The sequence below is a fragment of the Citrobacter sp. CK199 genome (assembly GCF_030333285.1).
GTDB classification, from domain to species: domain Bacteria; phylum Pseudomonadota; class Gammaproteobacteria; order Enterobacterales; family Enterobacteriaceae; genus Citrobacter_B; species Citrobacter_B koseri.
Genome location: NZ_JAOWGF010000028.1, coordinates 433,505 through 456,306, shown reverse-complemented (window position 1 = coordinate 456,306; position 22,802 = coordinate 433,505). Strand labels below are relative to the sequence as shown.

Below are 22,802 nucleotides of genomic sequence, written 5' to 3'. Positions count from 1 at the left end.
GGAATGTATGCTTTAACCCAGGGCCGGATTTTTACCGGTCACGAAATTCTTGATGACCATGCGATTGTTGTCGCCAATGGCCTGATTGATCGCATCTGTCCAGTGGCGGAACTGCCGCCAGAGATAGAACAACGCGCGTTGAATGGGGCCATTCTCTCCCCCGGTTTTATTGATGTGCAATTAAACGGCTGCGGCGGCGTCCAGTTCAACGATACCGCTGACGCGGTGACTGTCGAAACGCTGGAAATCATGCAGAAAGCCAATGAGAAATCAGGCTGCACCAGCTACCTGCCGACGCTGATTACCACCAGCGACGATCTGATGAAACAGGGCATTCGCGTCATGCGTGAATACCTGGCGAAATACCCGAATCAGGCATTAGGTCTTCATCTTGAAGGTCCGTGGCTGAACCTGGTCAAAAAAGGCACCCATAATCCAAGTTTTGTCCGCCAACCTGACGCTGCGCTGGTGGACTTCCTGTGCGATAATGCCGATGTGATCACCAAAGTCACGCTGGCGCCGGAAATGGTGCCGGCAGAAGTGATCGCTAAGCTGGCGGCGGCGGGCATTGTGGTTTCAGCCGGTCACTCCAACGCGACGTTAAAAGAGGCGAAAGCCGGTTTCCGCGCAGGGATCACCTTTGCCACCCACCTGTTCAACGCGATGCCGTATATTACGGGCCGTGAACCGGGTCTGGCGGGCGCCATTCTTGACGATGCCGATATTTATTGCGGCATCATCGCGGATGGTCTGCATGTTGATTACGTCAACATTCGTAACGCTAAACGTCTGAAAGGTGACAAACTTTGCCTGGTGACCGATGCAACCGCCCCGGCGGGTGCAAACATTGAACAGTTCATTTTTGCTGGTAAAACAATATACTACCGTAATGGACTGTGTGTGGATGAGAACGGTACGCTGAGCGGATCATCATTAACCATGATCGAAGGCGTGCGTAATCTGGTTGAACATTGCGGTATTGCGCTGGATGAAGTGCTGCGTATGGCAACGCTCTACCCTGCGCGCGCGATTGGCGTCGATAAGCAGCTCGGCAGCCTCGCGCCGGGTAAAGTTGCGAACCTGACCGCCTTCACCCACGACTTTAAAATCATCAAGACCATCGTTAATGGTAACGAGGTCGTTACTGAGTAAGAGAAAGTATGACACCAGGCGGACAAGCTCAAATAGGTAATGTTGATCTCGTAAAACAGCTTAACAGCGCGGCCGTTTACCGCCTGATTGACCAGCACGGGCCAATCTCGCGTATTCAGATTGCCGAGCAAAGCCAGCTTGCTCCCGCCAGCGTAACCAAAATTACGCGTCAACTCATTGAACGCGGGCTGATCAAAGAAGTTGATCAGCAGGCCTCCACCGGAGGCCGCCGCGCCATCTCCATCGTTACCGAAACCCGTAATTTCCATGCCATTGGCGTGCGGTTGGGTCGTCATGACGCAACCATTACCCTGTTTGACCTGAGCAGTAAAGTGCTGGCTGAAGAGCACTACCCGCTGCCAGAACGCACTCAGGAGACGCTGGAACATGCCCTGCTCAATGCCATCACCACATTCGTCGACAGTAATCAGCGTAAACTTCGCGAGTTAATCGCGATTTCCGTGATCCTGCCGGGTCTTGTCGATCCCGAAAGCGGCGTGATCCGCTATATGCCGCATATTCAGGTTGAAAACTGGGGATTAGTTGAAGCGCTGGAAAAACGTTTTCACGTAACCTGTTTTGTCGGTCACGATATCCGCAGTCTGGCGCTGGCCGAGCACTATTTCGGTGCAAGCCAGGATTGCGAAGATTCCATTCTGGTGCGCGTACACCGGGGGACTGGCGCCGGGATTATCTCAAATGGCCGCATTTTTATTGGTCGCAACGGCAACGTCGGAGAGATCGGCCATATTCAGGTCGAGCCGCTGGGCGAGCGCTGTCACTGCGGCAATTTTGGCTGTCTGGAAACCATCGCCGCCAACGCGGCCATTGAACAACGCGTACAGCACTTACTCAAGCAGGGCTACCAAAGTCGCGTTACGCTGGACGACTGCACGATTAAAACCATCTGCAAGGCAGCTAATAAAGGTGACAGCTTAGCGGCAGAGGTGATTGAACACGTTGGTCGTCATCTGGGCAAAACCATCGCTATCGCTATCAACCTGTTTAATCCGCAAAAAATCGTGATTGCCGGTGAAATTACCGAAGCGGATAAAGTGCTGCTGCCGGCGATCGAAAGCTGCATCAACACACAGGCGCTGAAAGCGTTTCGCAAAAATTTGCCGGTTGTCCGTTCCACGCTGGATCACCGCTCCGCCATCGGCGCATTTGCGCTGGTGAAACGCGCCATGCTCAACGGCATTTTGTTGCAACATTTGCTGGAAAATTAATGAGCTTTTATAGTGGCGCATTATGACTAAATCCTTTGGGTAGTTCATGACCATCAAGAATGTAATTTGTGATATTGACGGCGTGCTGATGCACGACAATGTTGCCGTACCCGGTGCGGCAGAATTTCTGACGGATGTAATGGAAAAAGGTCTGCCGCTGGTGCTGCTGACCAATTACCCTTCGCAGACCGGCCAGGATCTGGCGAACCGCTTTGCTACCGCAGGGGTTAACGTACCGGACAGCGTTTTTTATACTTCCGCGATGGCCACCGCCGATTTTCTGCGTCGTCAGGAAGGCAAGAAAGCCTATGTGGTCGGTGAAGGCGCACTAATTCACGAATTGTATAAAGCAGGTTTTACCATTACCGACGTCAATCCCGATTTTGTGATTGTCGGCGAGACCCGCTCCTATAACTGGGACATGATGCATAAAGCGGCCTTTTTCGTCGCCAACGGCGCCCGTTTCATCGCCACTAACCCCGATACCCACGGTCGTGGTTTCTATCCGGCCTGCGGCGCGCTCTGTGCAGGTATTGAAAAAATTTCTGGCCGTAAGCCTTTTTACGTCGGTAAACCCAGCCCGTGGATTATCCGCGCCGCGTTAAACAAAATGCAGGCGCACTCGGAAGAGACCGTTATCGTCGGCGACAATCTGCGCACCGATATTCTGGCGGGATTCCAGGCCGGTCTGGAAACCATTCTGGTGCTCTCTGGCGTCTCAACGCTCAACGATATCGACGACATGCCGTTCAGGCCAAGCTGGATTTATCCTTCCGTCGCCGAAATCGACGTTATCTGAAAACGCCCCCCAGCCTGATGGCGCTACGCTTATCAGGCCTACAATATTGTTCTGTTCGAATCGTAGGCCTGATAAAAAACATCGTTTAATAAAATCGCCATAAAATTATCGATTCATCAATAAACATGTTCGTTACGTAATCTTTTTTCATCATTCAACAACTGCCATTGCATTTTTTGCTTTCATCACGCCAAATCTCTTGCGAACCCTGCGGCTTTGCGGCATTTTCATAAACAAGCAAACACAAAAAAGCACCACGCAACGGGTTAATGGAGAAGGTTATGTGTTCTATTTTTGGCGTATTCGATATCAAAACAGACGCGGTTGAGCTGCGTAAAAAAGCCCTTGAGCTGTCACGTTTGATGCGCCATCGCGGCCCTGACTGGTCCGGTATTTACGCCTGCGATAACGCGATTCTGGCACACGAGCGTCTGTCTATTGTCGACGTCAACGCCGGTGCGCAGCCGCTGTACAACGAAAAGAAAACACATGTGCTGGCCGTTAACGGTGAAATTTATAACCACCAGGCATTACGCGCGGAATATGGCGACCGCTATCAGTTCCAGACCGGGTCTGACTGTGAAGTGATCCTCGCGCTGTACCAGGAAAAAGGGGTGGAATTTCTCGACGACTTACAGGGTATGTTCGCCTTTGCGCTGTACGACAGCGAACAGGATGCCTGGCTGATTGGTCGCGACCACATCGGGATCATCCCGCTTTATATGGGTCATGACGAACACGGCAACTTTTATGTCGCCTCTGAAATGAAGGCGCTGGTGCCGGTCTGCCGCACGATTAAAGAGTTCCCGGCAGGCAGCTACCTGTGGAGCAAAGACGGTGAGATTCGTCAGTACTACCAGCGCGACTGGTTCGAGTTCGACGCGGTAAAAGACAACGAAACGGACAAAAACGTGCTGCGCCAGGCGCTGGAAGAGTCCGTCAAAAGCCACCTGATGTCAGACGTGCCATACGGCGTATTGCTCTCGGGCGGCCTGGATTCCTCCATTATTTCCGCCATCACCAAGAAATTCGCCGCACGCCGCGTGGAAGATCAGGAACGTTCGGAAGCCTGGTGGCCTCAGTTGCACTCCTTTGCTGTCGGTCTGGAAGGCTCCCCGGATCTGAAAGCCGCGCAGGAAGTGGCAAACCATCTCGGCACCGTGCATCACGAAATTCACTTCACCGTGCAGGAAGGTCTGGATGCGATTCGCGACGTGATTTACCACATCGAAACTTACGATGTCACCACCATCCGCGCCTCGACGCCGATGTATTTAATGTCGCGTAAAATCAAAGCGATGGGAATCAAAATGGTGTTGTCCGGCGAAGGTTCCGATGAAGTGTTCGGCGGCTATCTCTACTTCCATAAAGCGCCAAACGCCAAAGAACTGCACGAAGAGACCGTACGTAAACTACAGGCGCTGCATATGTTTGACTGTGCTCGCGCCAACAAAGCGATGTCTGCCTGGGGCGTCGAAGCCCGCGTCCCGTTCCTGGATAAGAAATTCCTCGATGTGGCGATGCGCATCAACCCGGAAGACAAAATGTGCGGCAACGGCAAAATGGAGAAACATATCCTGCGTGAATGTTTTGAATCCTACCTGCCCGCAAGCGTGGCATGGCGTCAAAAAGAGCAGTTCTCTGACGGCGTCGGCTACAGCTGGATCGACACGCTGAAAGAGGTCGCGGCGGAGCAAATTTCCGACCAGCAACTGGAAACCGCCCGCTTCCGTTTCCCGTACAACACGCCATCTTCTAAAGAAGCGTACCTGTACCGTGAAATCTTCGAAGAGCTGTTCCCGGTACCCAGCGCGGCAGAATGTGTGCCAGGCGGCCCGTCCGTTGCCTGTTCTTCTGCGAAGGCCATCGAATGGGATGAGGCGTTCAAAACGATGGACGATCCATCAGGCCGCGCCGTCGGCGTACACCAGTCCGCTTATAAATAAGTTATCGTGATAAAAAGAGTCCTGCGGGGCTCTTTTTTTACGCCGTTTTTTCACCGCAAAAAACGATTAATAACCAATAATTGCCGAATATTGCGTCACGCTGTTCGCAACCTAACCAAACAGTCACATTCCAGCCATTTTCAATGAAAAAGAGGTTGACGCTTCAAGGCTCAATACGCATAATGCGCCCCGCAACGCCGATAAGGTAACGCGAAAAAAGATGGCTACGTAGCTCAGTTGGTTAGAGCACATCACTCATAATGATGGGGTCACAGGTTCGAATCCCGTCGTAGCCACCATCTTTTTTGCGGGAGTGGCGAAATTGGTAGACGCACCAGATTTAGGTTCTGGCGCCGCAAGGTGTGCGAGTTCAAGTCTCGCCTCCCGCACCATTCACCAGTACGCGTTGCACGGATGGGGTATCGCCAAGCGGTAAGGCACCGGTTTTTGATACCGGCATTCCCTGGTTCGAATCCAGGTACCCCAGCCATATTTCTTCGAGTTTGCGGATTGCCGCGACGGTCATTGGGGTATCGCCAAGCGGTAAGGCACCGGTTTTTGATACCGGCATTCCCTGGTTCGAATCCAGGTACCCCAGCCATCGAAGAAAACAATCTGGCTACGTAGCTCAGTTGGTTAGAGCACATCACTCATAATGATGGGGTCACAGGTTCGAATCCCGTCGTAGCCACCAAATTCTTGGGGTATCGCCAAGCGGTAAGGCACCGGATTCTGATTCCGGCATTCCGAGGTTCGAATCCTCGTACCCCAGCCAAATTTGAAAGACGTTCGGATGACGAACGCAAAAACCCAATCATTGGGGTATCGCCAAGCGGTAAGGCACCGGATTCTGATTCCGGCATTCCGAGGTTCGAATCCTCGTACCCCAGCCACATTAAAAAAGCTCGCTTCGGCGAGCTTTTTGCTTTTCTGCCCGGCACTCCGGGCGGTGTAGGCCTGATAAGCGCAACGCTATCAGGCACAGAACATCCTACAACCCTAACGCATATTTCAGGGCCTGACGTTTCAACACGCCTGCGCGCTCTGCCGCCATCAATCCAATATTACGCATAATGCGCAGCGGCTGAAGATTATTGCTGAAACCGGCATAGAACAGATCCATCCCGCTTTGCATAATGAAGTTATCCGCCATGCGGCGCGTCTGATAGCGTTTCAGCACCTGGTGACTGGCCCAGACCTCGCCATGACTGCGGGCGCTGATCAACACATCCAGCAGCGCATCCACATCACGATACCCCAGGTTTACCCCCTGCCCGGCTAATGGATGAATGGTATGCGCCGCATCCCCCACCAGCGCCAGACCAGGCTGTACGTATTGCAACGCATGGCGGCGCGTCAGCGGAAAAGCGCCTGCCGCAACCGGTGTGACCGCCCCCAAACGCGACGGAAAATGTTGCATAATTTCCGCCTGCAACTGCGGCATACTCAGGTTCTGCAACTGGCGAATACGCGCCGGTGAGTCATACCACACCAACGATGCCCAGTTGTCGAACAACGGTAAAAAGGCCCGTGGACCGTCTGGCGTAAATTGCTGCCAGGTGCTGTCACCGGGCTCGCTCTCACACTGTACAGTAATCAGCATACAGGACTGAGCATACTGCCAGGCATGAATGCCAATCCCCGCCAGCTGTCGTACCTGCGAGTTCGCACCGTCAGCGCCGATCACCAGTTTTGCGGTAAGACGCTCGCCATCCGCCAGCTCCAGCTCATGTCGATCATTGTGGCGATGCAACGCAATCAGTGAAGCAGGCGCGCGCAGCGTCACTTTCGGGTGCGCATCCAGCGCCTGCCACAGCGCCTGTTGCAGCACGATATTCTCAACCATATAGCCAAGCAGCGGTAACTTAAGCTCGGCGGCGTCAAACACCACATGGGCGTTTTCCCACTCCCAGGTCTCCAGACGACGGTACGGATGGCTGCGCATCCCCTGCACCGCATCCCAGACGCCCAGGCCTTTAAGCAGCGACACCGACGCCGCACTGATCGCTGAAATACGCACATCAGGCTGGCTGTCGGCCACAAACGGCGCAGGCTCAGCATGTTCAATCACCGTGACGGTAAATCCATGCTGCGCCAGTCCCAGCGCCAGCGCGCCACCGACCATCCCCCCGCCAACAATGGCAATTTCCGTTGGTTGATTTGTCATGGTCACTCATCCTGTTACGTTGATAAGACAAGTTTACAGGATTTTTTACCTCTAAGGGCTGATAAGCGTCATACTGGTCACAACCGCGCCAAAGCATTACACTATGCGCCCTGCAATTCAGCCACTATTTCGCAAGAGCAAGTCGATGACCAAAAAACTCCATATTAAAACCTGGGGCTGTCAGATGAACGAGTACGATTCATCGAAGATGGCCGATCTGCTGGATGCTACCCACGGGTATCAACTGACCGAGGTCGCGGAAGAAGCGGATGTGCTGCTGCTGAATACCTGCTCAATCCGCGAGAAAGCTCAGGAAAAAGTCTTCCATCAATTAGGCCGCTGGAAACTCTTAAAAGAGAAGAACCCGGATCTGATTATCGGCGTCGGCGGTTGCGTGGCCTCCCAGGAAGGCGACCACATCCGTCAGCGTGCGCACTATGTCGATATTATTTTTGGCCCGCAAACGCTGCACCGCTTACCGGAAATGATCAACTCCGTTCGTGGCGACCGCAGCCCGGTGGTGGACATCAGCTTCCCGGAAATCGAGAAGTTCGACCGCCTGCCGGAACCGCGTGCGGAAGGCCCGACCGCGTTTGTCTCCATCATGGAAGGGTGTAATAAATACTGCACGTACTGTGTGGTGCCGTATACCCGTGGTGAAGAGGTCAGCCGTCCGTCTGACGACATCCTGTTTGAGATCGCCCAGCTTGCCGCTCAGGGCGTGCGTGAAGTCAACCTGCTCGGTCAGAACGTTAACGCCTGGCGCGGTGAAAACTACGACGGCACCACCGGCTCCTTTGCCGACCTGCTGCGTCTGGTTGCCGCCATCGACGGGATCGATCGCATCCGCTTCACTACCAGCCACCCGATCGAGTTCACCGACGACATCATCGAAGTTTACCGTGATACGCCGGAACTGGTGAGCTTCCTGCACCTGCCGGTACAGAGCGGCGCGGATCGCGTACTGAATCTGATGGGGCGTACCCACACGGCGCTGGAGTACAAAGCGATCATCCGTAAACTGCGCGCGGCGCGCCCGGATATTCAAATCAGCTCGGACTTCATCGTTGGTTTCCCGGGCGAAACGACTCAGGACTTCGAACAGACCATGAAGCTGATTGCCGACGTCAATTTCGACATGAGCTACAGCTTTATTTTCTCTGCGCGTCCGGGAACACCGGCGGCCGATATGGTTGACGATGTGCCGGAAGAAGAGAAAAAGCAGCGTCTGTATATTCTACAGGAGCGTATTAACCAGCAGGCGATGGCCTGGAGCCGTCGGATGCTCGGCACCGTCCAGCGTATTCTGGTGGAAGGCACCTCGCGTAAGAGCATTATGGAACTGTCAGGCCGTACCGAAAATAACCGCGTGGTGAACTTTGAAGGCACCCCGGAGATGATCGGTAAGTTTGTGGATGTGGAAATCACCGATGTCTACACCAACTCTCTGCGCGGCAAGGTTGTACGCACCGAAGATGAGATGGGGCTGCGCGTGGCTGAAACGCCGGAGTCAGTCATTGCCCGTACCCGTAAAGAAAACGAGATTGGCGTCGGTTTTTACCAGCCTTAATCCTGCTGAAAAGCGAAAAAATGCCCGATGGCGCTGCACTTATCGGGCCTACGGCACAATATGGTTCGTAGGCCCGATAAGGCACCTGTGCCGCCATCCGGCAAATAACAGACAGGCCTTGTAATTCCCCCCTACGCCCCCATCTTCATTGCAATGCTTGCGCCTTTATCCTGTGGCGTGAATAATTTCCTTATCTGCCGGTGAATTTTCATTTTCCGGCAACTCAGGCATAAGAGGAACAGTTTGAACATAGACACTCGCGAAATTACCCTTGAGCCCGCAGACAACGCCCGTCTGTTGAGCCTTTGCGGCCCGTTTGACGACAACATCAAACAACTGGAACGCCGTCTCGGCATCGAGATCAACCGTCGTGACAATCACTTTAAGCTGACCGGTCGCCCGATTTGCGTCACCGCCGCGGTAGATATCCTGCGCAGCCTGTACGTCGATACCGCCCCGATGCGCGGTCAGATTCAGGACATCGAGCCGGAACAAATCCACCTTGCGATTAAAGAAGCGCGCGTGCTGGAACAAAGCGCGGAGAGCGTTCCTGACTATGGCAAGGCGATAAATATTAAAACCAAGCGTGGCGTGATTAAGCCGCGCACGCCGAATCAGGCGCAGTACATCGCCAACATTCTCGATCACGACATTACTTTCGGCGTTGGCCCTGCCGGTACGGGGAAAACCTACCTCGCCGTTGCCGCCGCCGTGGACGCTCTTGAGCGTCAGGAAATTCGTCGTATTCTGCTAACCCGTCCGGCAGTGGAAGCCGGGGAAAAACTGGGCTTTCTGCCAGGCGACCTGAGCCAGAAGGTAGACCCGTATCTTCGCCCGCTGTATGACGCGCTGTTTGAGATGCTCGGCTTCGAGAAAGTAGAAAAGCTGATTGAGCGCAACGTCATTGAAGTCGCGCCGCTGGCCTATATGCGCGGTCGTACGCTGAACGACGCCTTTATTATTCTCGATGAGAGCCAGAACACCACCATCGAACAGATGAAGATGTTCCTGACGCGTATCGGCTTTAATTCGAAAGCGGTTATTACCGGCGACGTCACGCAGATTGACCTGCCGCGCAACACGAAGTCTGGCCTGCGCCATGCGATAGAAGTGCTGGCGGAAGTCGAAGAGATCAGCTTTAACTTCTTCCACAGCGAAGACGTGGTGCGCCATCCGGTGGTTGCCCGTATCGTTAACGCCTATGAAGCCTGGGAAGAAGCGGAGCAAAAACGCAAGGCAGCGCTGGCGGCAGAACGTAAGCGTGAAGCGCAGGAGCAGGAACAAAAATGAGTCAGGTGATCCTCGATTTACAACTGGCATGTGAAGACCATTCCGGCCTGCCGGAAGAGAGCCAGTTTCAGACGTGGCTGAATGCGGTGATCCCACAGTTTCAGGAAGAATCAGAAGTGACGATTCGCCTGGTGGATGAAGCCGAAAGCCACGATCTTAACCTGACCTACCGCGGGAAAGATAAGCCAACCAACGTGCTCTCTTTCCCGTTTGAAGCGCCGCCAGGTATGGAGATGCCGCTGCTGGGCGATCTGATCATCTGCCGCCAGGTAGTGGAGCAAGAAGCGAAAGAACAAGATAAGCCGCTGGAGGCCCACTGGGCGCATATGGTCGTGCACGGCAGCCTGCATTTGCTGGGCTACGACCATATCGAAGATGATGAAGCGGAAGAGATGGAAGCCCTCGAAACAGAGATTATGCTTGCTCTGGGCTATGAGGACCCGTACATTTCCGAGAAAGACTAAGTACGATGAACAAACATGCCGTCAGCCGTTAAGTATATGCATGACGAGCGACCTATTAACCAACATGAGAACCCATACGACGCCATGAGCGACGACAATTCACACAGTAGTGACACGTTAAACAGCAAAAAGGGATTTTTTTCCCTGTTACTGAGCCAACTTTTCCACGGTGAACCCAAAAACCGTGACGAACTGCTGGCGCTGATCCGTGATTCCGGGCAGAACGACCTTATCGATGAAGATACGCGCGATATGCTCGAAGGGGTGATGGACATTGCGGACCAGCGCGTTCGCGACATCATGATCCCCCGCTCCCAGATGATTACCCTGAAACGCAACCAGACGCTGGATGAGTGCCTTGATGTCATCATTGAGTCAGCACACTCGCGTTTCCCGGTCATCAGCGAAGACAAAGATCACATTGAAGGGATTCTGATGGCGAAGGATCTGCTGCCGTTTATGCGCAGCGATGCCGAAGCCTTCAGCATGGAAAAAGTGTTACGCCAGGCCGTTGTTGTCCCGGAGAGTAAGCGCGTTGACCGCATGCTCAAAGAGTTCCGTTCCCAGCGTTACCATATGGCGATCGTTATCGACGAGTTTGGCGGGGTGTCGGGTCTGGTGACCATTGAAGACATTCTCGAACTGATCGTGGGTGAAATTGAAGACGAGTATGATGAAGAAGATGATATCGACTTCCGTCAGCTCAGTCGCCACACCTGGACCATTCGCGCTCTCGCACCGATTGAAGACTTCAACGAAGCCTTCGGCACCAGCTTCAGCGATGAAGAGGTCGATACCATTGGCGGTCTGGTGATGCAGGCGTTCGGTCATCTGCCTGCGCGCGGTGAGACCATTGACATTGATGGTTACCAGTTCAAAGTCGCTATGGCCGACAGCCGTCGTATTATTCAGGTTCATGTCAGAATACCGGATGACTCGCCCCAGCCTAAACTGGACGAATAAAACCAAAAGTGGACTAAAGACTAAATGGCATTTGCCTCACTGATTGAACGCCAGCGCATTCGCCTGCTGCTGGCGTTATTATTCGGCGCCTGCGGAACGCTGGCTTTTTCTCCGTATGACGTCTGGCCCGCCGCGCTTATCTCGCTTATGGGCCTGCAGGCGTTAACCTTACACCGCCGCCCGCTCCAGTCGGCTGCTATCGGCTACTTCTGGGGGCTGGGACTCTTTGGCTCCGGCATCAACTGGGTCTACGTCAGTATCGCGCAGTTCGGCGGTATGCCCGGCCCGATAAACGTCTTCCTTGTGGTGCTGCTTGCCGCATACCTTTCCCTCTACACGGGCCTGTTCGCCGGTATTCTGTCGCGTCTGTGGCCGAAAACCACCTGGCTGCGCGTGGCGATCGCCGCCCCCGTAGTCTGGCAAATCACCGAGTTTCTGCGTGGCTGGGTACTGACTGGCTTCCCGTGGCTACAGTTCGGCTATAGCCAGATTGACGGCCCGCTGAAGGGGCTGGCGCCGGTGATGGGCGTTGAGGCCATCAACTTCCTGCTGATGATGGTCAGCGGCCTGCTGGTGCTGGCGGCAGTTACCCGCAACTGGCGTCCTCTGGTCGCCGCGCTGGTGTTATTTGCCCTGCCCTTCCCGCTGCGTTACATCCAGTGGTATACGCTGGAGCCGGAAAAAACAACGCAGGTCTCGCTGGTTCAGGGCGACATTCCCCAATCACTGAAGTGGGATGAGAGTCAGCTTATCAATACGCTGAAAATCTATCTCGACGCCACCCAGCCGGAAATGGGTAAATCGCAACTGATTATCTGGCCAGAGTCCGCCATTCCCGATCTGGAGATTAATCAGCAGCGTTTTCTGGGCATGATGGACGATCTGCTGAAATCCAAAAACAGCACGTTGATTACCGGCATCGTCGATGCGCGTCTGAACAAGCAGAACCGCTACGACACCTACAACACGATTATCACGCTGGGTAAAGACAGCCCGTACAGCTACGATTCCAGCAATCGCTACAACAAAAACCACCTGGTGCCATTTGGCGAGTTCGTGCCGCTGGAGTCGATTCTGCGCCCGTTAGCGCCGTTCTTTGACCTGCCGATGTCCTCATTCAGCCGTGGGCCGTACATACAGCCACAGCTGCATGCGCATGGCTTTAAACTGACGGCGGCGATTTGCTACGAAATCATTCTGGGTGAACAGGTTCGGGACAATTTCCGCCCGGACACTGACTATCTGCTGACCATCTCTAACGACGCCTGGTTCGGAAAATCTATCGGCCCGTGGCAGCACTTCCAGATGGCGAGAATGCGTTCTCTGGAGCTGGCGCGCCCGCTGTTGCGCAGCACCAACAACGGCATTACGGCAGTCATTGGCCCGCAGGGTGAAATTCAGGCGATGATCCCGCAGTTTACCCGCGACGTGTTGACCACCCACGTTACGCCAACCCGTGGTTTAACGCCTTATGCCCGTACCGGCAACTGGCCGTTATGGTTGCTCACCGCGCTGATGGGCTTTGGCGCCGTGGTGATGAGCCTGCGTCAGCGTCGTAAATAATCTCCCTTATTACCGGGTAAGACGCGATGCGTCTTACCCGGCCTGGCTATATCCCTCCATTCTGGCACGCCTATTGCTTTGTTAAACAAGGTAAACCTTGTTTTGGCTATATGTGCAACCTGGTCGCACCAATATCGATCATCGGTAGCACCCAAACAGTGCAATGAAAGATTTTTGCCTCTAAACGGTGCGGCGCACTTCGCAAAAATAAACAATAAAGCAGCAAAATCTTTACATTCAGCCAAACTAAATGTTAACAAACACGCATAACACTGCACGCTCAAGTTGCAGACGATAACAACACAAACACTCACAATGGGTATCAATGCGTCGATGGCGCAGACGATAAAGGAGTTGGATATGCAATTACGTAAGCTAGCCACAGCAATGCTGGTCATGGGAATGTCTGCCGGTCTGGCACACGCGGAAGACGCCGCGCCGGCGGCGGGCAGTACGCTGGATAAAATCGCGAAGAATGGCATTATCGTCGTCGGCCACCGCGAGTCCTCCGTGCCGTTCTCTTACTACGACAACCAGCAAAAAGTGGTCGGTTATTCACAGGACTACTCCAACGCCATCGTTGAAGCCGTGAAGAAAAAGCTTAACAAACCTGACCTGCAAGTGAAGCTGATCCCAATTACCTCCCAGAACCGTATCCCGCTGTTGCAGAACGGAACCTTCGACTTTGAATGTGGCTCCACCACCAACAACGTCGAACGCCAGAAACAGGCCGCGTTCTCTGACACCATTTTCATCGTCGGTACGCGTCTGCTGGCGAAAAAAGACGGCGATATTAAAGACTTCCCGGACCTGAAAGGGAAAGCGGTCGTGGTTACCTCCGGTACCACCTCTGAAATTCTGCTGCACAAGCTGAATGAAGAACAAAAAATGAATATGCGCATTATCAGCGCGAAAGACCACGGTGACTCCTTCCGTACGCTGGAAAGCGGTCGCGCCGTCGCCTTTATGATGGATGATGCCCTGCTGGCGGGTGAACGCGCGAAAGCCAAAAAACCAGACAACTGGGAGATCGTCGGTAAGCCGCAATCTCAGGAAGCCTACGGCTGTATGCTGCGTAAAAACGATCCTGAGTTTAAAACGCTGGTAGATGACACGATTGCCCAGGTGCAGACCTCAGGCGAAGCGGAAAAATGGTTTGATAAGTGGTTTAAAAACCCAATCCCGCCGAAAAATCTGAACATGAATTTCGAACTGTCCGACGAGATGAAGGCGCTGTTCAAAGAACCGAATGACAAAGCACTTAACTAACTAAAATAAATGGGGCGGGATCTCCTTGCCCTCTCGATTGTCATTCAGCACGGACAGACTATAAGCCTGATGGTCGTTCCCCATCAGGCCTGAAAACCGCAAAACGCTGGATAACAATCTTCGAGGGTAGCGCTGCTACCCTTTTTTTTCTGGAGTAGATTTATGTCAATAGACTGGAACTGGGGGATTTTTTTACAACAAGCCCCGTTCGGCAACACCACGTATCTCGGCTGGCTCTGGAGCGGCTTCCAGGTCACCGTCGCGTTATCCATCACCGCCTGGATTATTGCTTTCCTCGTCGGCTCGTTATTCGGCATTTTACGTACTGTACCTAACCGCTTCCTCTCAGGAATGGGGACGCTTTACGTGGAACTGTTTCGTAACGTCCCGCTGATTGTTCAGTTCTTTACCTGGTATCTGGTCGTGCCTGAGCTGTTGCCGGAAAATATCGGCATGTGGTTCAAGGCGGAACTGGACCCGAACATTCAATTTTTCCTCTCATCAATGATCTGTCTGGGGCTGTTTACCGCTGCGCGCGTCTGCGAGCAGGTACGCGCCGCGATTCAGTCGCTGCCTCGCGGGCAGAAAAACGCTGCGCTGGCGATGGGGCTGACGCTGCCTCAGGCTTATCGCTATGTTCTGCTACCGAACGCCTATCGGGTGATTGTCCCGCCGATGACCTCGGAAATGATGAACCTGGTGAAAAACTCCGCCATCGCATCGACCATTGGTCTGGTGGATATGGCGGCGCAGGCGGGCAAGCTGCTGGATTACTCCGCCCACGCCTGGGAGTCGTTCACCGCGATTACGCTGGCCTACGTGCTGATTAATGCCGTCATTATGCTGGTGATGAATCTGGTGGAACGTAAAGTCCGCCTGCCTGGCAATATGGGAGGCAAATAATGTACGAGTTTGACTGGAGTTCGATCGTTCCTTCCATGCCGTACTTGCTGGCCGGGCTGGTGATCACCCTGAAAATTACCGTCACCGCCGTGGTGATCGGGATTCTCTGGGGCACTATTCTGGCGGTAATGCGTCTCTCAAGTTTCGCCCCTGTCGCCTGGTTTGCGAAAGCTTACGTCAACGTTTTCCGCTCCATCCCGCTGGTGATGGTGCTGCTATGGTTCTACCTGATTGTGCCGGGGCTGTTGCAGGACGTACTGGGTATTTCGCCCAAAACGGATATTCGCCTGATTTCAGCGATGGTCGCGTTTTCCATGTTTGAAGCGGCGTATTACTCGGAGATTATCCGTGCGGGTATTCAGAGCATTTCACGCGGGCAGTCCAGCGCTGCGCTGGCGCTGGGGATGACCCACTGGCAGTCGATGAAGCTCATCATCCTGCCGCAGGCGTTCCGTGCGATGGTGCCGCTGCTGCTTACCCAGGGTATCGTACTGTTCCAGGATACCTCCCTGGTTTACGTGTTAAGCCTCGCGGATTTCTTCCGCACCGCCACCACCATTGGCGAGCGTGATGGTACGCAGGTCGAAATGATCCTGTTTGCCGGTGCCGTCTACTTTGTTATCAGCCTGAGCGCGTCGTTGTTGGTCAGCTATTTGAAGAAAAGGACAGTTTAATGATTACCCTGAAAAATGTTTCTAAATGGTATGGTCACTTTCAGGTGCTGACCGACTGCTCCACGGAAGTGAAAAAAGGTGAAGTGGTGGTAGTCTGCGGCCCGTCGGGTTCCGGTAAATCGACCCTGATCAAAACGGTGAACGGACTGGAACCGGTGCAACAGGGTGAAATCACCGTTGACGGCACCAAAGTGAATGACAAAAAAACGGATCTGGCGAAGCTCCGCTCGCGGGTCGGAATGGTGTTCCAGCACTTTGAACTATTCCCACATCTGTCGATCATTGAAAACCTGACGCTGGCGCAGGTGAAAGTGCTCAAACGCGGCAAAGCGCCCGCCCGTGAAAAAGCGCAGAAGTTGCTTGAGCGCGTAGGACTTTCGGCCCATGCCAATAAGTTCCCGGCGCAGCTTTCCGGCGGGCAGCAACAGCGTGTGGCAATCGCGCGCGCGCTGTGCATGGACCCTATCGCTATGCTGTTTGATGAACCGACATCCGCACTCGATCCTGAAATGATCAACGAAGTGCTGGACGTTATGGTCGAGCTGGCAAACGAAGGGATGACCATGATGGTCGTCACCCACGAAATGGGCTTTGCCCGTAAGGTGGCCAATCGGGTGATCTTTATGGACGAGGGGAAAATTGTCGAAGACTCACCGAAAGAGGAGTTCTTCGCCAACCCGAAATCGGACCGCGCCAAAGACTTCCTGGCGAAAATCCTGCATTAATCCTCCCGGCGCGCACGACAGAGTGCGCGCCATATCACGCTTTATCTCTTCATATCTCGAATCGCACTCATCCCGGCGTTACCCTTGTCACAAAGTACCACTTACAAGGAGCAACAATGGCACTTCCAGTCCTTTTTGATTGCGATCCAGGTCATGACGACGCCATCGCAATTGTTCTCGCCCTCGCATCGCCTGAACTGGATGTGAAAGCGATCACCTCTTCCGCCGGTAACCAGACGCCTGACAAAACGCTGCGTAACGTATTGCGTATGCTGACGCTACTGGGGCGTAACGATATTCCTGTCGCGGGTGGCGCGATAAAACCGCTGATGCGCGATCTGATCATCGCCGATAACGTACACGGCGAAAGTGGACTGGACGGCCCGGCGCTGCCGGAGCCGTCATTTGCGCCGCAGACCTGCACCGCCGTTGAGCTGATGGCGAAAACCCTGCGCGAAAGCCCGGAACCGGTAATCATCGTCGCCACCGGGCCGCAAACCAACGTCGCCTTGCTGCTGAACAGCCATCCAGAATTGCACCGTAAAATCGCCCGTATTGTGATCATGGGCGGCGCGATGGGATTAGGTAACTGGATGCCAGCGGCAGAATTCAATATTTACGTCGACCCCGAAGCGGCAGAGATTGTCTTCCAGTCAGGGATTCCCGTGGTGATGGCCGGGCTGGACGTAACGCACAAAGCGCAGATTCATGCTGAAGATACCGAGCGTTTCCGGGCGATAGGCAATCCTGTTTCCACGATCGTGGCGGAGCTGCTGGATTTCTTCCTCGAATATCACAAAGACGAAAAGTGGGGCTTTACCGGCGCGCCGTTGCATGACCCTTGCACCATCGCCTGGCTGCTAAAACCCGAGCTTTTCACCACCGTTGAACGTTGGGTCGGCGTGGAGACTCAGGGGAAATACACCCAGGGAATGACGGTCGTGGATTATTACTTCCTGACCGGCAATAAACCGAATGCGACGGTGATGGTCGATATCGACCGGCAGGGCTTTGTGGATTTACTGGCGGAGAGGCTGTCGTTCTACGCATCATAACCAGCCGGATGGCGCTAACGCTTATCCGGCCTACATCAGCGTACAATTTGTAGGCCGGATAAGACGCTTCGCGTCGCCATCCGGCACTGCCGATTACGGCTCAAACGGTCTGCGCTGGAACTGGTCGTGGCCGCATTTCGGGCACAGCGGCAGTACATCCGGCGTATACACCGCTAAATGGTAATGACACTTCTCGCACACAAGGTTGCCCAAGCCGACCACCTCGCCGCTGTGGTAGACCCCGTGGTGATTGAGATCCTGGAACACTTCGCGCCACTCCAGTTGCGTTTTGTCGGTGATGTCCGCCAGTTCCTGCCAGAGGCTCTCTTTAATCACCCGCATAAAGACGCTGTCGCTCTCCTCTTCCTGACTCTCCTCGTAGCTCATGGCGAACTCTTCCAGGTCGCGTCTGACGGCGCGCGTCAGTTCGTCCACCTCAATTCGCGTTAACTCCCCTGCTTTCATTACGCTCTGACGCGCCTGTTCCACCAGCGCGTCAATATCGCGTTCGCCATTACGCAGGCGTTCGCTTAATGACGTCACCAGTTCACGGTAATATTGAGCAACCTTGTTCATCGCTTCGCCTCCTGGGTCGTTAACTGTCTATAATAATAGACGTTATTTACGCCGCGCTTTGCAAGACCGCCCACAGACTGTGTAAATTCATGCAAGGATTAGCATGGCGGGAATTCAATGCAGAATGCGCGAAAGGCTGTTTTGGCGCGGGCGTTTGGGCTATGCTATGCGGATCTGAAACACCACATCTAACGCTACGTTTGTAGCCGTAATGAAAACAGGACCACTGGCTGCCATGCAAGAGCAATACCGCCCGGAAGAGATAGAATCAAAAGTCCAGCAACACTGGGACGAGAAGCGCACCTTTGAAGTAACCGAAGACGAGAGCAAAGAGAAGTATTACTGCCTGTCGATGCTTCCCTATCCTTCTGGTCGACTACACATGGGCCATGTGCGTAACTACACCATCGGTGATGTGATTGCCCGCTACCAGCGCATGCTGGGTAAAAACGTTCTACAGCCCATCGGCTGGGATGCTTTCGGCCTGCCTGCTGAAGGCGCGGCGGTGAAAAACAACACGGCGCCGGCGCCGTGGACCTATGACAACATCGCCTACATGAAAAACCAGCTCAAAATGCTGGGCTTCGGCTATGACTGGAGCCGCGAGCTGGCGACCTGCACCCCGGAATACTACCGCTGGGAGCAGAAATTCTTCACCGAGCTGTATAAAAAAGGGCTGGTGTACAAAAAGACCTCTGCGGTGAACTGGTGCCCGAACGACCAGACCGTACTGGCGAACGAGCAGGTTATCGACGGCTGCTGCTGGCGCTGCGACACCAAAGTTGAGCGTAAAGAGATCCCGCAGTGGTTCATTAAGATCACCGCCTACGCTGACGAACTGCTGAACGATCTGGATAAACTGGATCACTGGCCAGACACCGTTAAAACCATGCAGCGCAACTGGATCGGCCGTTCTGAAGGCGTCGAGATCACTTTTGACGTGAACGGCTACGACAATACGCTGACGGTGTACACCACGCGTCCAGACACGTTCATGGGCGCCACTTACCTGGCGGTTGCCGCAGGTCACCCGCTGGCGCAGAAAGCGGCTGCCAACAACCCGGAACTGGCTGCCTTTATCGACGAATGCCGCAACACCAAAGTGGCGGAAGCCGATATGGCGACGATGGAGAAAAAAGGCGTCGACACCGGTTTTAAAGCCATTCACCCGCTGACCGGCGAAGCGATCCCGGTATGGGCCGCCAACTTCGTGCTGATGGAGTACGGTACTGGTGCGGTCATGGCCGTTCCGGGCCACGATCAGCGCGACTACGAATTTGCCACCAAATATGGCCTGACCATCAAGCCGGTTATCCTGGCGGCTGACGGCTCTGAACCGGATCTGTCCGAGCAGGCGCTGACCGAGAAAGGCGTACTGTTTAACTCCGGCGAATTTAACGGTCTGGGCTTTGAAGACGCCTTCAACGCGATTGCCGATAAACTGGCGGCAAAAGGCGTCGGCGAGCGTAAAGTCAACTACCGTCTGCGCGACTGGGGCGTTTCCCGTCAGCGTTACTGGGGAGCGCCGATTCCGATGGTGACTCTGGAAGACGGCACCGTTCTGCCGACCCCGGAAGATCAACTGCCGGTCATCCTGCCGGAAGATGTCGTCATGGACGGCATCACCAGCCCGATCAAAGCCGATCCTGAGTGGGCGAAAACCACCGTTAACGGTCAGCCTGCGCTGCGTGAAACCGACACCTTTGACACCTTTATGGAGTCCTCCTGGTACTACGCGCGCTACACCTGCCCGCAGTACAACGAAGGGATGCTGGACCCGGAAGCAGCAAACTACTGGCTGCCGGTCGATATCTACATCGGCGGTATTGAACACGCGATCATGCACCTGCTCTACTTCCGCTTCTTCCACAAGCTGATGCGCGACGCGGGCATGGTGAACTCTGACGAACCGGCGAAACAGCTGCTGTGCCAGGGTATGGTGCTGGCAGACGCGTTCTACTATGTAGGCGAAAACGGCGAGCGTAACTGGGTCTCCCCGGTTGATACCATCGTTGAGCGCGACGAGAAAGGCCGCATCGTTAAGGCGAAAGATGCGGCGGGCCATGAGCTGGTGTACACCGGCATGAGCAAGATGTCCAAGTCCAAAAACAACGGCATCGACCCGCAGGTAATGGTTGAGCGTTACGGCGCGGACACCGTGCGTCTGTTCATGATGTTTGCTTCCCCGGCCGATATGACGCTGGAATGGCAGGAATCTGGCGTGGAAGGGGCAAACCGCTTCCTGAAACGCGTCTGGAAACTGGTCTATGAACACACCGCGAAAGGCGAGGTTGCGGCACTGAACGTTGATGCGCTGAGCGAAGATCAGAAAGCGCTGCGTCGCGACGTCCACAAAACCATCGCGAAAGTGACCGATGATATCGGCCGCCGTCAGACCTTCAACACCGCGATTGCCGCAATTATGGAGCTGATGAACAAACTGGCGAAAGCGCCGCAGGAAGGCGAGCAGGATCGCGCCCTGATGCAGGAAGCGCTGCTGGCTGTCGTGCGTATGCTCAACCCGTTCACCCCACATGCCTGCTTCACGCTGTGGGAAGCGCTGAAAGGCGAAGGCGATATCGATAACGCGCCGTGGCCGGTCGCTGACGACAAAGCAATGGTAGAAGACTCTACGTTGGTTGTGGTTCAGGTGAACGGTAAAGTCCGTGGCAAAATCACCGTACCGGTGAACGCCACTGAAGAACAGGTTCGTGAACGTGCTGGCCAGGAACATTTGGTCGCAAAATATCTTGATGGCGTTACCGTGCGTAAAGTGATTTACGTTCCGGGTAAACTCCTCAATTTGGTCGTTGGCTAAGCGCGGGAGGAAGCGTGCGACATCTGACAACATTGTTGTTATCCCTGGCGGTGCTGGTCACCGCCGGGTGCGGCTGGCATCTGCGTAGCACTACGCAGGTGCCCAGCACGATGAAAACTATGATTCTTGATACAAGCGATCCGAATGGACCATTAAGCCGGGCGGTACGTAACCAACTGCGTCTTAACAATATTGAATTGCTTGAAAAAGATACAACGCGCCAGGATGTTCCGTCACTGCGCCTTGGCCGGACCAGTATCTCTAAAGATACCGCCTCCGTGTTCCAGGATGGCCGTACGGCGGAATACCAGATGGTCATGAGCGTCAGTGCAAGCGTTCTGATCCCGGGTCATGATATTTATCCGATCAGCACGAAAGTGTACCGTTCATTCTTTGATAACCCGCAAACCGCGCTGGCGAAGGATAATGAACAGGATATGATCATCAAAGAGATGTATGACAAAGCAGCCGAACAGTTGATTCGCAAGCTGCCGAGTATCCATGTCGCTGATGCTCAGTCATCCCAGGAAAACGCGGACGCCGCTGAAAACACCACGGCGACGCCAGCATCTTCCCCGGCACGCGTGTCCACCACGCTGGGTAACTGATGATCCGGTTGTACCCTGAACAACTCCGCGCACAGCTCAATGAAGGGCTGCGCGCGGCGTATTTGCTCCTGGGCAACGACCCTCTCTTGTTGCAGGAAAGCCAGGACGCTATTCGTCTGACGGCCGCTGCGCAAGGGTTCGAAGAACACCACGCCTTTACGATCGACACCAGCACCGACTGGGGAACTCTGTTCTCACAGTGTCAGGCAATGAGCCTGTTTGCCAGCCGTCAAACGCTGCTGTTGTTGCTACCGGAAAATGGCCCGAATGCGGCGATCAATGAACAGCTCGCAACGCTCAGCGGTTTGCTGCATGACGACCTGCTGCTGATCGTGCGCGGAAATAAGCTCACCAAAGCCCAGGAAAACGCCGCCTGGTATACCTCGCTGGCGGGCACTGGCGTGCAGGTAAGCTGTCAGACGCCGGAGCAGGCGCAGCTACCGCGCTGGGTTGCCGCCAGAGCAAAGCAGAATAATTTGCAACTGGATGACGCCGCGAATCAGCTGCTGTGTTATTGCTACGAAGGCAACCTGCTGGCGCTGGCGCAGGCGCTGGAGCGGCTTTCACTCCTCTGGCCTGACGGTAAGCTCACGCTTCCACGCGTAGAGCAGGCCGTCAACGACGCGGCGCACTTTACGCCATACCATTGGGTGGATGCGTTATTGATGGGCAAAAGCAAACGCGCCCTGCATATTTTGCAGCAACTGCGCCTTGAAGGCAGTGAACCCGTGATCCTGCTGCGCACCCTGCAACGCGAATTACTGATGCTGGTTAACCTTAAACGGCAATCCGCCCATACGCCTCTGCGCACGCTGTTTGATAAACATCGGGTATGGCAAAACCGTCGCGGCATGATTGGCGATGCGTTGAATCGGCTCCAGCAGACCCAGCTTCGCCAGGCAGTGCAACTGTTGACGCGGACGGAAATTACGCTAAAACAAGATTATGGACAGTCAGTGTGGGCTGAGCTGGAGGGGCTTTCTCTTCTTCTCTGCCACAAAGCGCTGGCAGATGTTTTTATTGATGGTTGA

Annotated in this window: 19 protein-coding genes and 7 tRNA genes; 24 read left to right on the top strand and 2 right to left on the bottom strand. The window is 54.4% G+C overall.

All coding sequences use genetic code 11. The features are described 5' to 3' along the window. The first annotated feature begins 3 nt into the window (after positions 1 to 3). The 11 genes from nagA (at position 4) to OGX75_RS17095 (ending at position 6,019) form a co-directional block, all read left to right on the top strand. A complete protein-coding gene (gene nagA, locus OGX75_RS17145) occupies positions 4 to 1,152 on the top strand; it encodes an N-acetylglucosamine-6-phosphate deacetylase (RefSeq protein ID WP_047458163.1) in 1,149 nt (382 codons plus the stop codon). An 8-nt stretch (positions 1,153 to 1,160) separates the two neighbouring features. After that, positions 1,161 to 2,381 (top strand): DNA-binding transcriptional regulator NagC, encoded by a 1,221-nt coding sequence (nagC, locus tag OGX75_RS17140; RefSeq protein ID WP_012133328.1) that lies wholly within the window; start codon positions 1,161 to 1,163, stop codon positions 2,379 to 2,381. Between the two features lie 46 nt (positions 2,382 to 2,427). After that, a complete protein-coding gene (nagD, locus tag OGX75_RS17135) occupies positions 2,428 to 3,180 on the top strand; it encodes a ribonucleotide monophosphatase NagD (RefSeq protein WP_012133329.1) in 753 nt (250 codons plus the stop codon). A 281-nt stretch (positions 3,181 to 3,461) separates the two neighbouring features. Beyond that, on the top strand, positions 3,462 to 5,126 hold the full coding sequence (gene asnB, locus OGX75_RS17130) for an asparagine synthase B (RefSeq protein ID WP_047458165.1): 1,665 nt from the start codon (positions 3,462 to 3,464) through the stop codon (positions 5,124 to 5,126). A 222-nt stretch (positions 5,127 to 5,348) separates the two neighbouring features. Beyond that, positions 5,349 to 5,425: transfer RNA gene (locus tag OGX75_RS17125), tRNA-Met, on the top strand. Positions 5,426 to 5,433: 8 nt separating this feature from the next. Further along, a tRNA-Leu gene (locus OGX75_RS17120) sits at positions 5,434 to 5,518 on the top strand. Between the two features lie 23 nt (positions 5,519 to 5,541). After that, positions 5,542 to 5,616, top strand: a tRNA-Gln gene (locus OGX75_RS17115). A gap of 36 nt (positions 5,617 to 5,652) precedes the next feature. Beyond that, positions 5,653 to 5,727, top strand: a tRNA-Gln gene (locus OGX75_RS17110). Between the two features lie 16 nt (positions 5,728 to 5,743). Continuing rightward, positions 5,744 to 5,820, top strand: a tRNA-Met gene (locus OGX75_RS17105). Between the two features lie 6 nt (positions 5,821 to 5,826). After that, a tRNA-Gln gene (locus OGX75_RS17100) sits at positions 5,827 to 5,901 on the top strand. 43 nt (positions 5,902 to 5,944) lie between these two features. After that, positions 5,945 to 6,019: transfer RNA gene (locus tag OGX75_RS17095), tRNA-Gln, on the top strand. Between the two features lie 98 nt (positions 6,020 to 6,117). Here the strand turns inward: OGX75_RS17095 and ubiF are convergent. Beyond that, a complete protein-coding gene (gene ubiF / locus OGX75_RS17090) occupies positions 6,118 to 7,293 on the bottom strand; it encodes a 3-demethoxyubiquinol 3-hydroxylase (protein WP_286451431.1) in 1,176 nt (391 codons plus the stop codon). Between the two features lie 145 nt (positions 7,294 to 7,438). Between ubiF and miaB the strand changes: the two genes are divergently transcribed. The 10 genes from miaB (at position 7,439) to rihA (ending at position 17,769) form a co-directional block, all read left to right on the top strand. Further along, positions 7,439 to 8,863, top strand: coding sequence for a tRNA (N6-isopentenyl adenosine(37)-C2)-methylthiotransferase MiaB (gene miaB / locus OGX75_RS17085; protein WP_024130541.1), 1,425 nt, complete (start codon positions 7,439 to 7,441; stop codon positions 8,861 to 8,863). 243 nt (positions 8,864 to 9,106) lie between these two features. After that, positions 9,107 to 10,153 (top strand): PhoH family protein, encoded by a 1,047-nt coding sequence (locus tag OGX75_RS17080; protein WP_012133334.1) that lies wholly within the window; start codon positions 9,107 to 9,109, stop codon positions 10,151 to 10,153. Further along, the gene (ybeY, locus tag OGX75_RS17075) at positions 10,150 to 10,617 is read left to right on the top strand and encodes an rRNA maturation RNase YbeY (RefSeq protein WP_012133335.1); all 468 of its coding nucleotides are present in this window, start codon (positions 10,150 to 10,152) and stop codon (positions 10,615 to 10,617) included. The genes OGX75_RS17080 and ybeY overlap by 4 nt, the downstream gene beginning before the upstream one ends. Before the next feature lie 84 nt (positions 10,618 to 10,701). Then, positions 10,702 to 11,580: a CNNM family magnesium/cobalt transport protein CorC gene (gene corC, locus OGX75_RS17070; RefSeq protein ID WP_024130542.1), complete on the top strand. Its 879-nt coding sequence runs from the start codon at positions 10,702 to 10,704 to the stop codon at positions 11,578 to 11,580. Between the two features lie 24 nt (positions 11,581 to 11,604). After that, a complete protein-coding gene (gene lnt / locus OGX75_RS17065; RefSeq protein WP_110494537.1) occupies positions 11,605 to 13,143 on the top strand; it encodes an apolipoprotein N-acyltransferase in 1,539 nt (512 codons plus the stop codon). A gap of 360 nt (positions 13,144 to 13,503) precedes the next feature. Next, on the top strand, positions 13,504 to 14,412 hold the full coding sequence (locus tag OGX75_RS17060) for an amino acid ABC transporter substrate-binding protein (RefSeq protein ID WP_047458175.1): 909 nt from the start codon (positions 13,504 to 13,506) through the stop codon (positions 14,410 to 14,412). Between the two features lie 162 nt (positions 14,413 to 14,574). Then, on the top strand, positions 14,575 to 15,315 hold the full coding sequence (gene gltJ, locus OGX75_RS17055) for a glutamate/aspartate ABC transporter permease GltJ (protein ID WP_012133339.1): 741 nt from the start codon (positions 14,575 to 14,577) through the stop codon (positions 15,313 to 15,315). Next, complete coding sequence (gene gltK / locus OGX75_RS17050; protein ID WP_012133340.1) at positions 15,315 to 15,989, top strand: glutamate/aspartate ABC transporter permease GltK; 675 nt, start codon at positions 15,315 to 15,317, stop codon at positions 15,987 to 15,989. Before gltJ ends, gltK begins: the two co-directional genes overlap by 1 nt. Then, on the top strand, positions 15,989 to 16,714 hold the full coding sequence (gene gltL, locus OGX75_RS17045; protein WP_012133341.1) for a glutamate/aspartate ABC transporter ATP-binding protein GltL: 726 nt from the start codon (positions 15,989 to 15,991) through the stop codon (positions 16,712 to 16,714). The genes gltK and gltL overlap by 1 nt, the downstream gene beginning before the upstream one ends. Positions 16,715 to 16,830: 116 nt before the next feature. Next, positions 16,831 to 17,769 (top strand): pyrimidine-specific ribonucleoside hydrolase RihA, encoded by a 939-nt coding sequence (rihA, locus tag OGX75_RS17040; protein ID WP_286451432.1) that lies wholly within the window; start codon positions 16,831 to 16,833, stop codon positions 17,767 to 17,769. Positions 17,770 to 17,862: 93 nt separating this feature from the next. Here the strand turns inward: rihA and OGX75_RS17035 are convergent, their stop codons facing one another. Beyond that, positions 17,863 to 18,345 carry a zinc ribbon-containing protein gene (locus OGX75_RS17035; RefSeq protein ID WP_012133343.1) on the bottom strand — a complete coding sequence of 161 codons (483 nt, stop codon included), beginning with the start codon at positions 18,343 to 18,345 and terminating at the stop codon, positions 17,863 to 17,865. Positions 18,346 to 18,580: 235 nt separating this feature from the next. Between OGX75_RS17035 and leuS the strand changes: the two genes are divergently transcribed. Genes leuS through holA form a run of 3 tightly spaced genes read left to right on the top strand, consistent with a single transcriptional unit; the run spans position 18,581 to position 22,802 of the window. Beyond that, positions 18,581 to 21,163 carry a leucine--tRNA ligase gene (gene leuS, locus OGX75_RS17030; RefSeq protein ID WP_199976632.1) on the top strand — a complete coding sequence of 861 codons (2,583 nt, stop codon included), beginning with the start codon at positions 18,581 to 18,583 and terminating at the stop codon, positions 21,161 to 21,163. A 14-nt stretch (positions 21,164 to 21,177) separates the two neighbouring features. After that, positions 21,178 to 21,771, top strand: a complete 594-nt coding sequence (gene lptE / locus OGX75_RS17025; protein ID WP_024130546.1) for an LPS assembly lipoprotein LptE — start codon at positions 21,178 to 21,180, stop codon at positions 21,769 to 21,771. Next, complete coding sequence (gene holA / locus OGX75_RS17020; RefSeq protein ID WP_012133346.1) at positions 21,771 to 22,802, top strand: DNA polymerase III subunit delta; 1,032 nt, start codon at positions 21,771 to 21,773, stop codon at positions 22,800 to 22,802. The genes lptE and holA overlap by 1 nt, the downstream gene beginning before the upstream one ends.

Excerpts from the sequence above, each read along its gene's own strand:
- nagA (WP_047458163.1), top strand. The coding sequence starts at position 4 with ATGTATGCTTTAACCCAGGGCCGGATTTTTACCGGTCACGAAATTCTT.
- nagC (WP_012133328.1), top strand. The coding sequence starts at position 1,161 with ATGACACCAGGCGGACAAGCTCAAATAGGTAATGTTGATCTCGTAAAA.
- nagD (WP_012133329.1), top strand. The coding sequence starts at position 2,428 with ATGACCATCAAGAATGTAATTTGTGATATTGACGGCGTGCTGATGCAC.
- asnB (WP_047458165.1), top strand. The coding sequence starts at position 3,462 with ATGTGTTCTATTTTTGGCGTATTCGATATCAAAACAGACGCGGTTGAG.
- ubiF (WP_286451431.1), bottom strand. The coding sequence starts at position 7,293 with ATGACAAATCAACCAACGGAAATTGCCATTGTTGGCGGGGGGATGGTC.
- miaB (WP_024130541.1), top strand. The coding sequence starts at position 7,439 with ATGACCAAAAAACTCCATATTAAAACCTGGGGCTGTCAGATGAACGAG.
- ybeY (WP_012133335.1), top strand. The coding sequence starts at position 10,150 with ATGAGTCAGGTGATCCTCGATTTACAACTGGCATGTGAAGACCATTCC.
- corC (WP_024130542.1), top strand. The coding sequence starts at position 10,702 with ATGAGCGACGACAATTCACACAGTAGTGACACGTTAAACAGCAAAAAG.
- lnt (WP_110494537.1), top strand. The coding sequence starts at position 11,605 with ATGGCATTTGCCTCACTGATTGAACGCCAGCGCATTCGCCTGCTGCTG.
- OGX75_RS17060 (WP_047458175.1), top strand. The coding sequence starts at position 13,504 with ATGCAATTACGTAAGCTAGCCACAGCAATGCTGGTCATGGGAATGTCT.
- gltJ (WP_012133339.1), top strand. The coding sequence starts at position 14,575 with ATGTCAATAGACTGGAACTGGGGGATTTTTTTACAACAAGCCCCGTTC.
- gltK (WP_012133340.1), top strand. The coding sequence starts at position 15,315 with ATGTACGAGTTTGACTGGAGTTCGATCGTTCCTTCCATGCCGTACTTG.
- gltL (WP_012133341.1), top strand. The coding sequence starts at position 15,989 with ATGATTACCCTGAAAAATGTTTCTAAATGGTATGGTCACTTTCAGGTG.
- rihA (WP_286451432.1), top strand. The coding sequence starts at position 16,831 with ATGGCACTTCCAGTCCTTTTTGATTGCGATCCAGGTCATGACGACGCC.
- OGX75_RS17035 (WP_012133343.1), bottom strand. The coding sequence starts at position 18,345 with ATGAACAAGGTTGCTCAATATTACCGTGAACTGGTGACGTCATTAAGC.
- leuS (WP_199976632.1), top strand. The coding sequence starts at position 18,581 with ATGCAAGAGCAATACCGCCCGGAAGAGATAGAATCAAAAGTCCAGCAA.
- holA (WP_012133346.1), top strand. The coding sequence starts at position 21,771 with ATGATCCGGTTGTACCCTGAACAACTCCGCGCACAGCTCAATGAAGGG.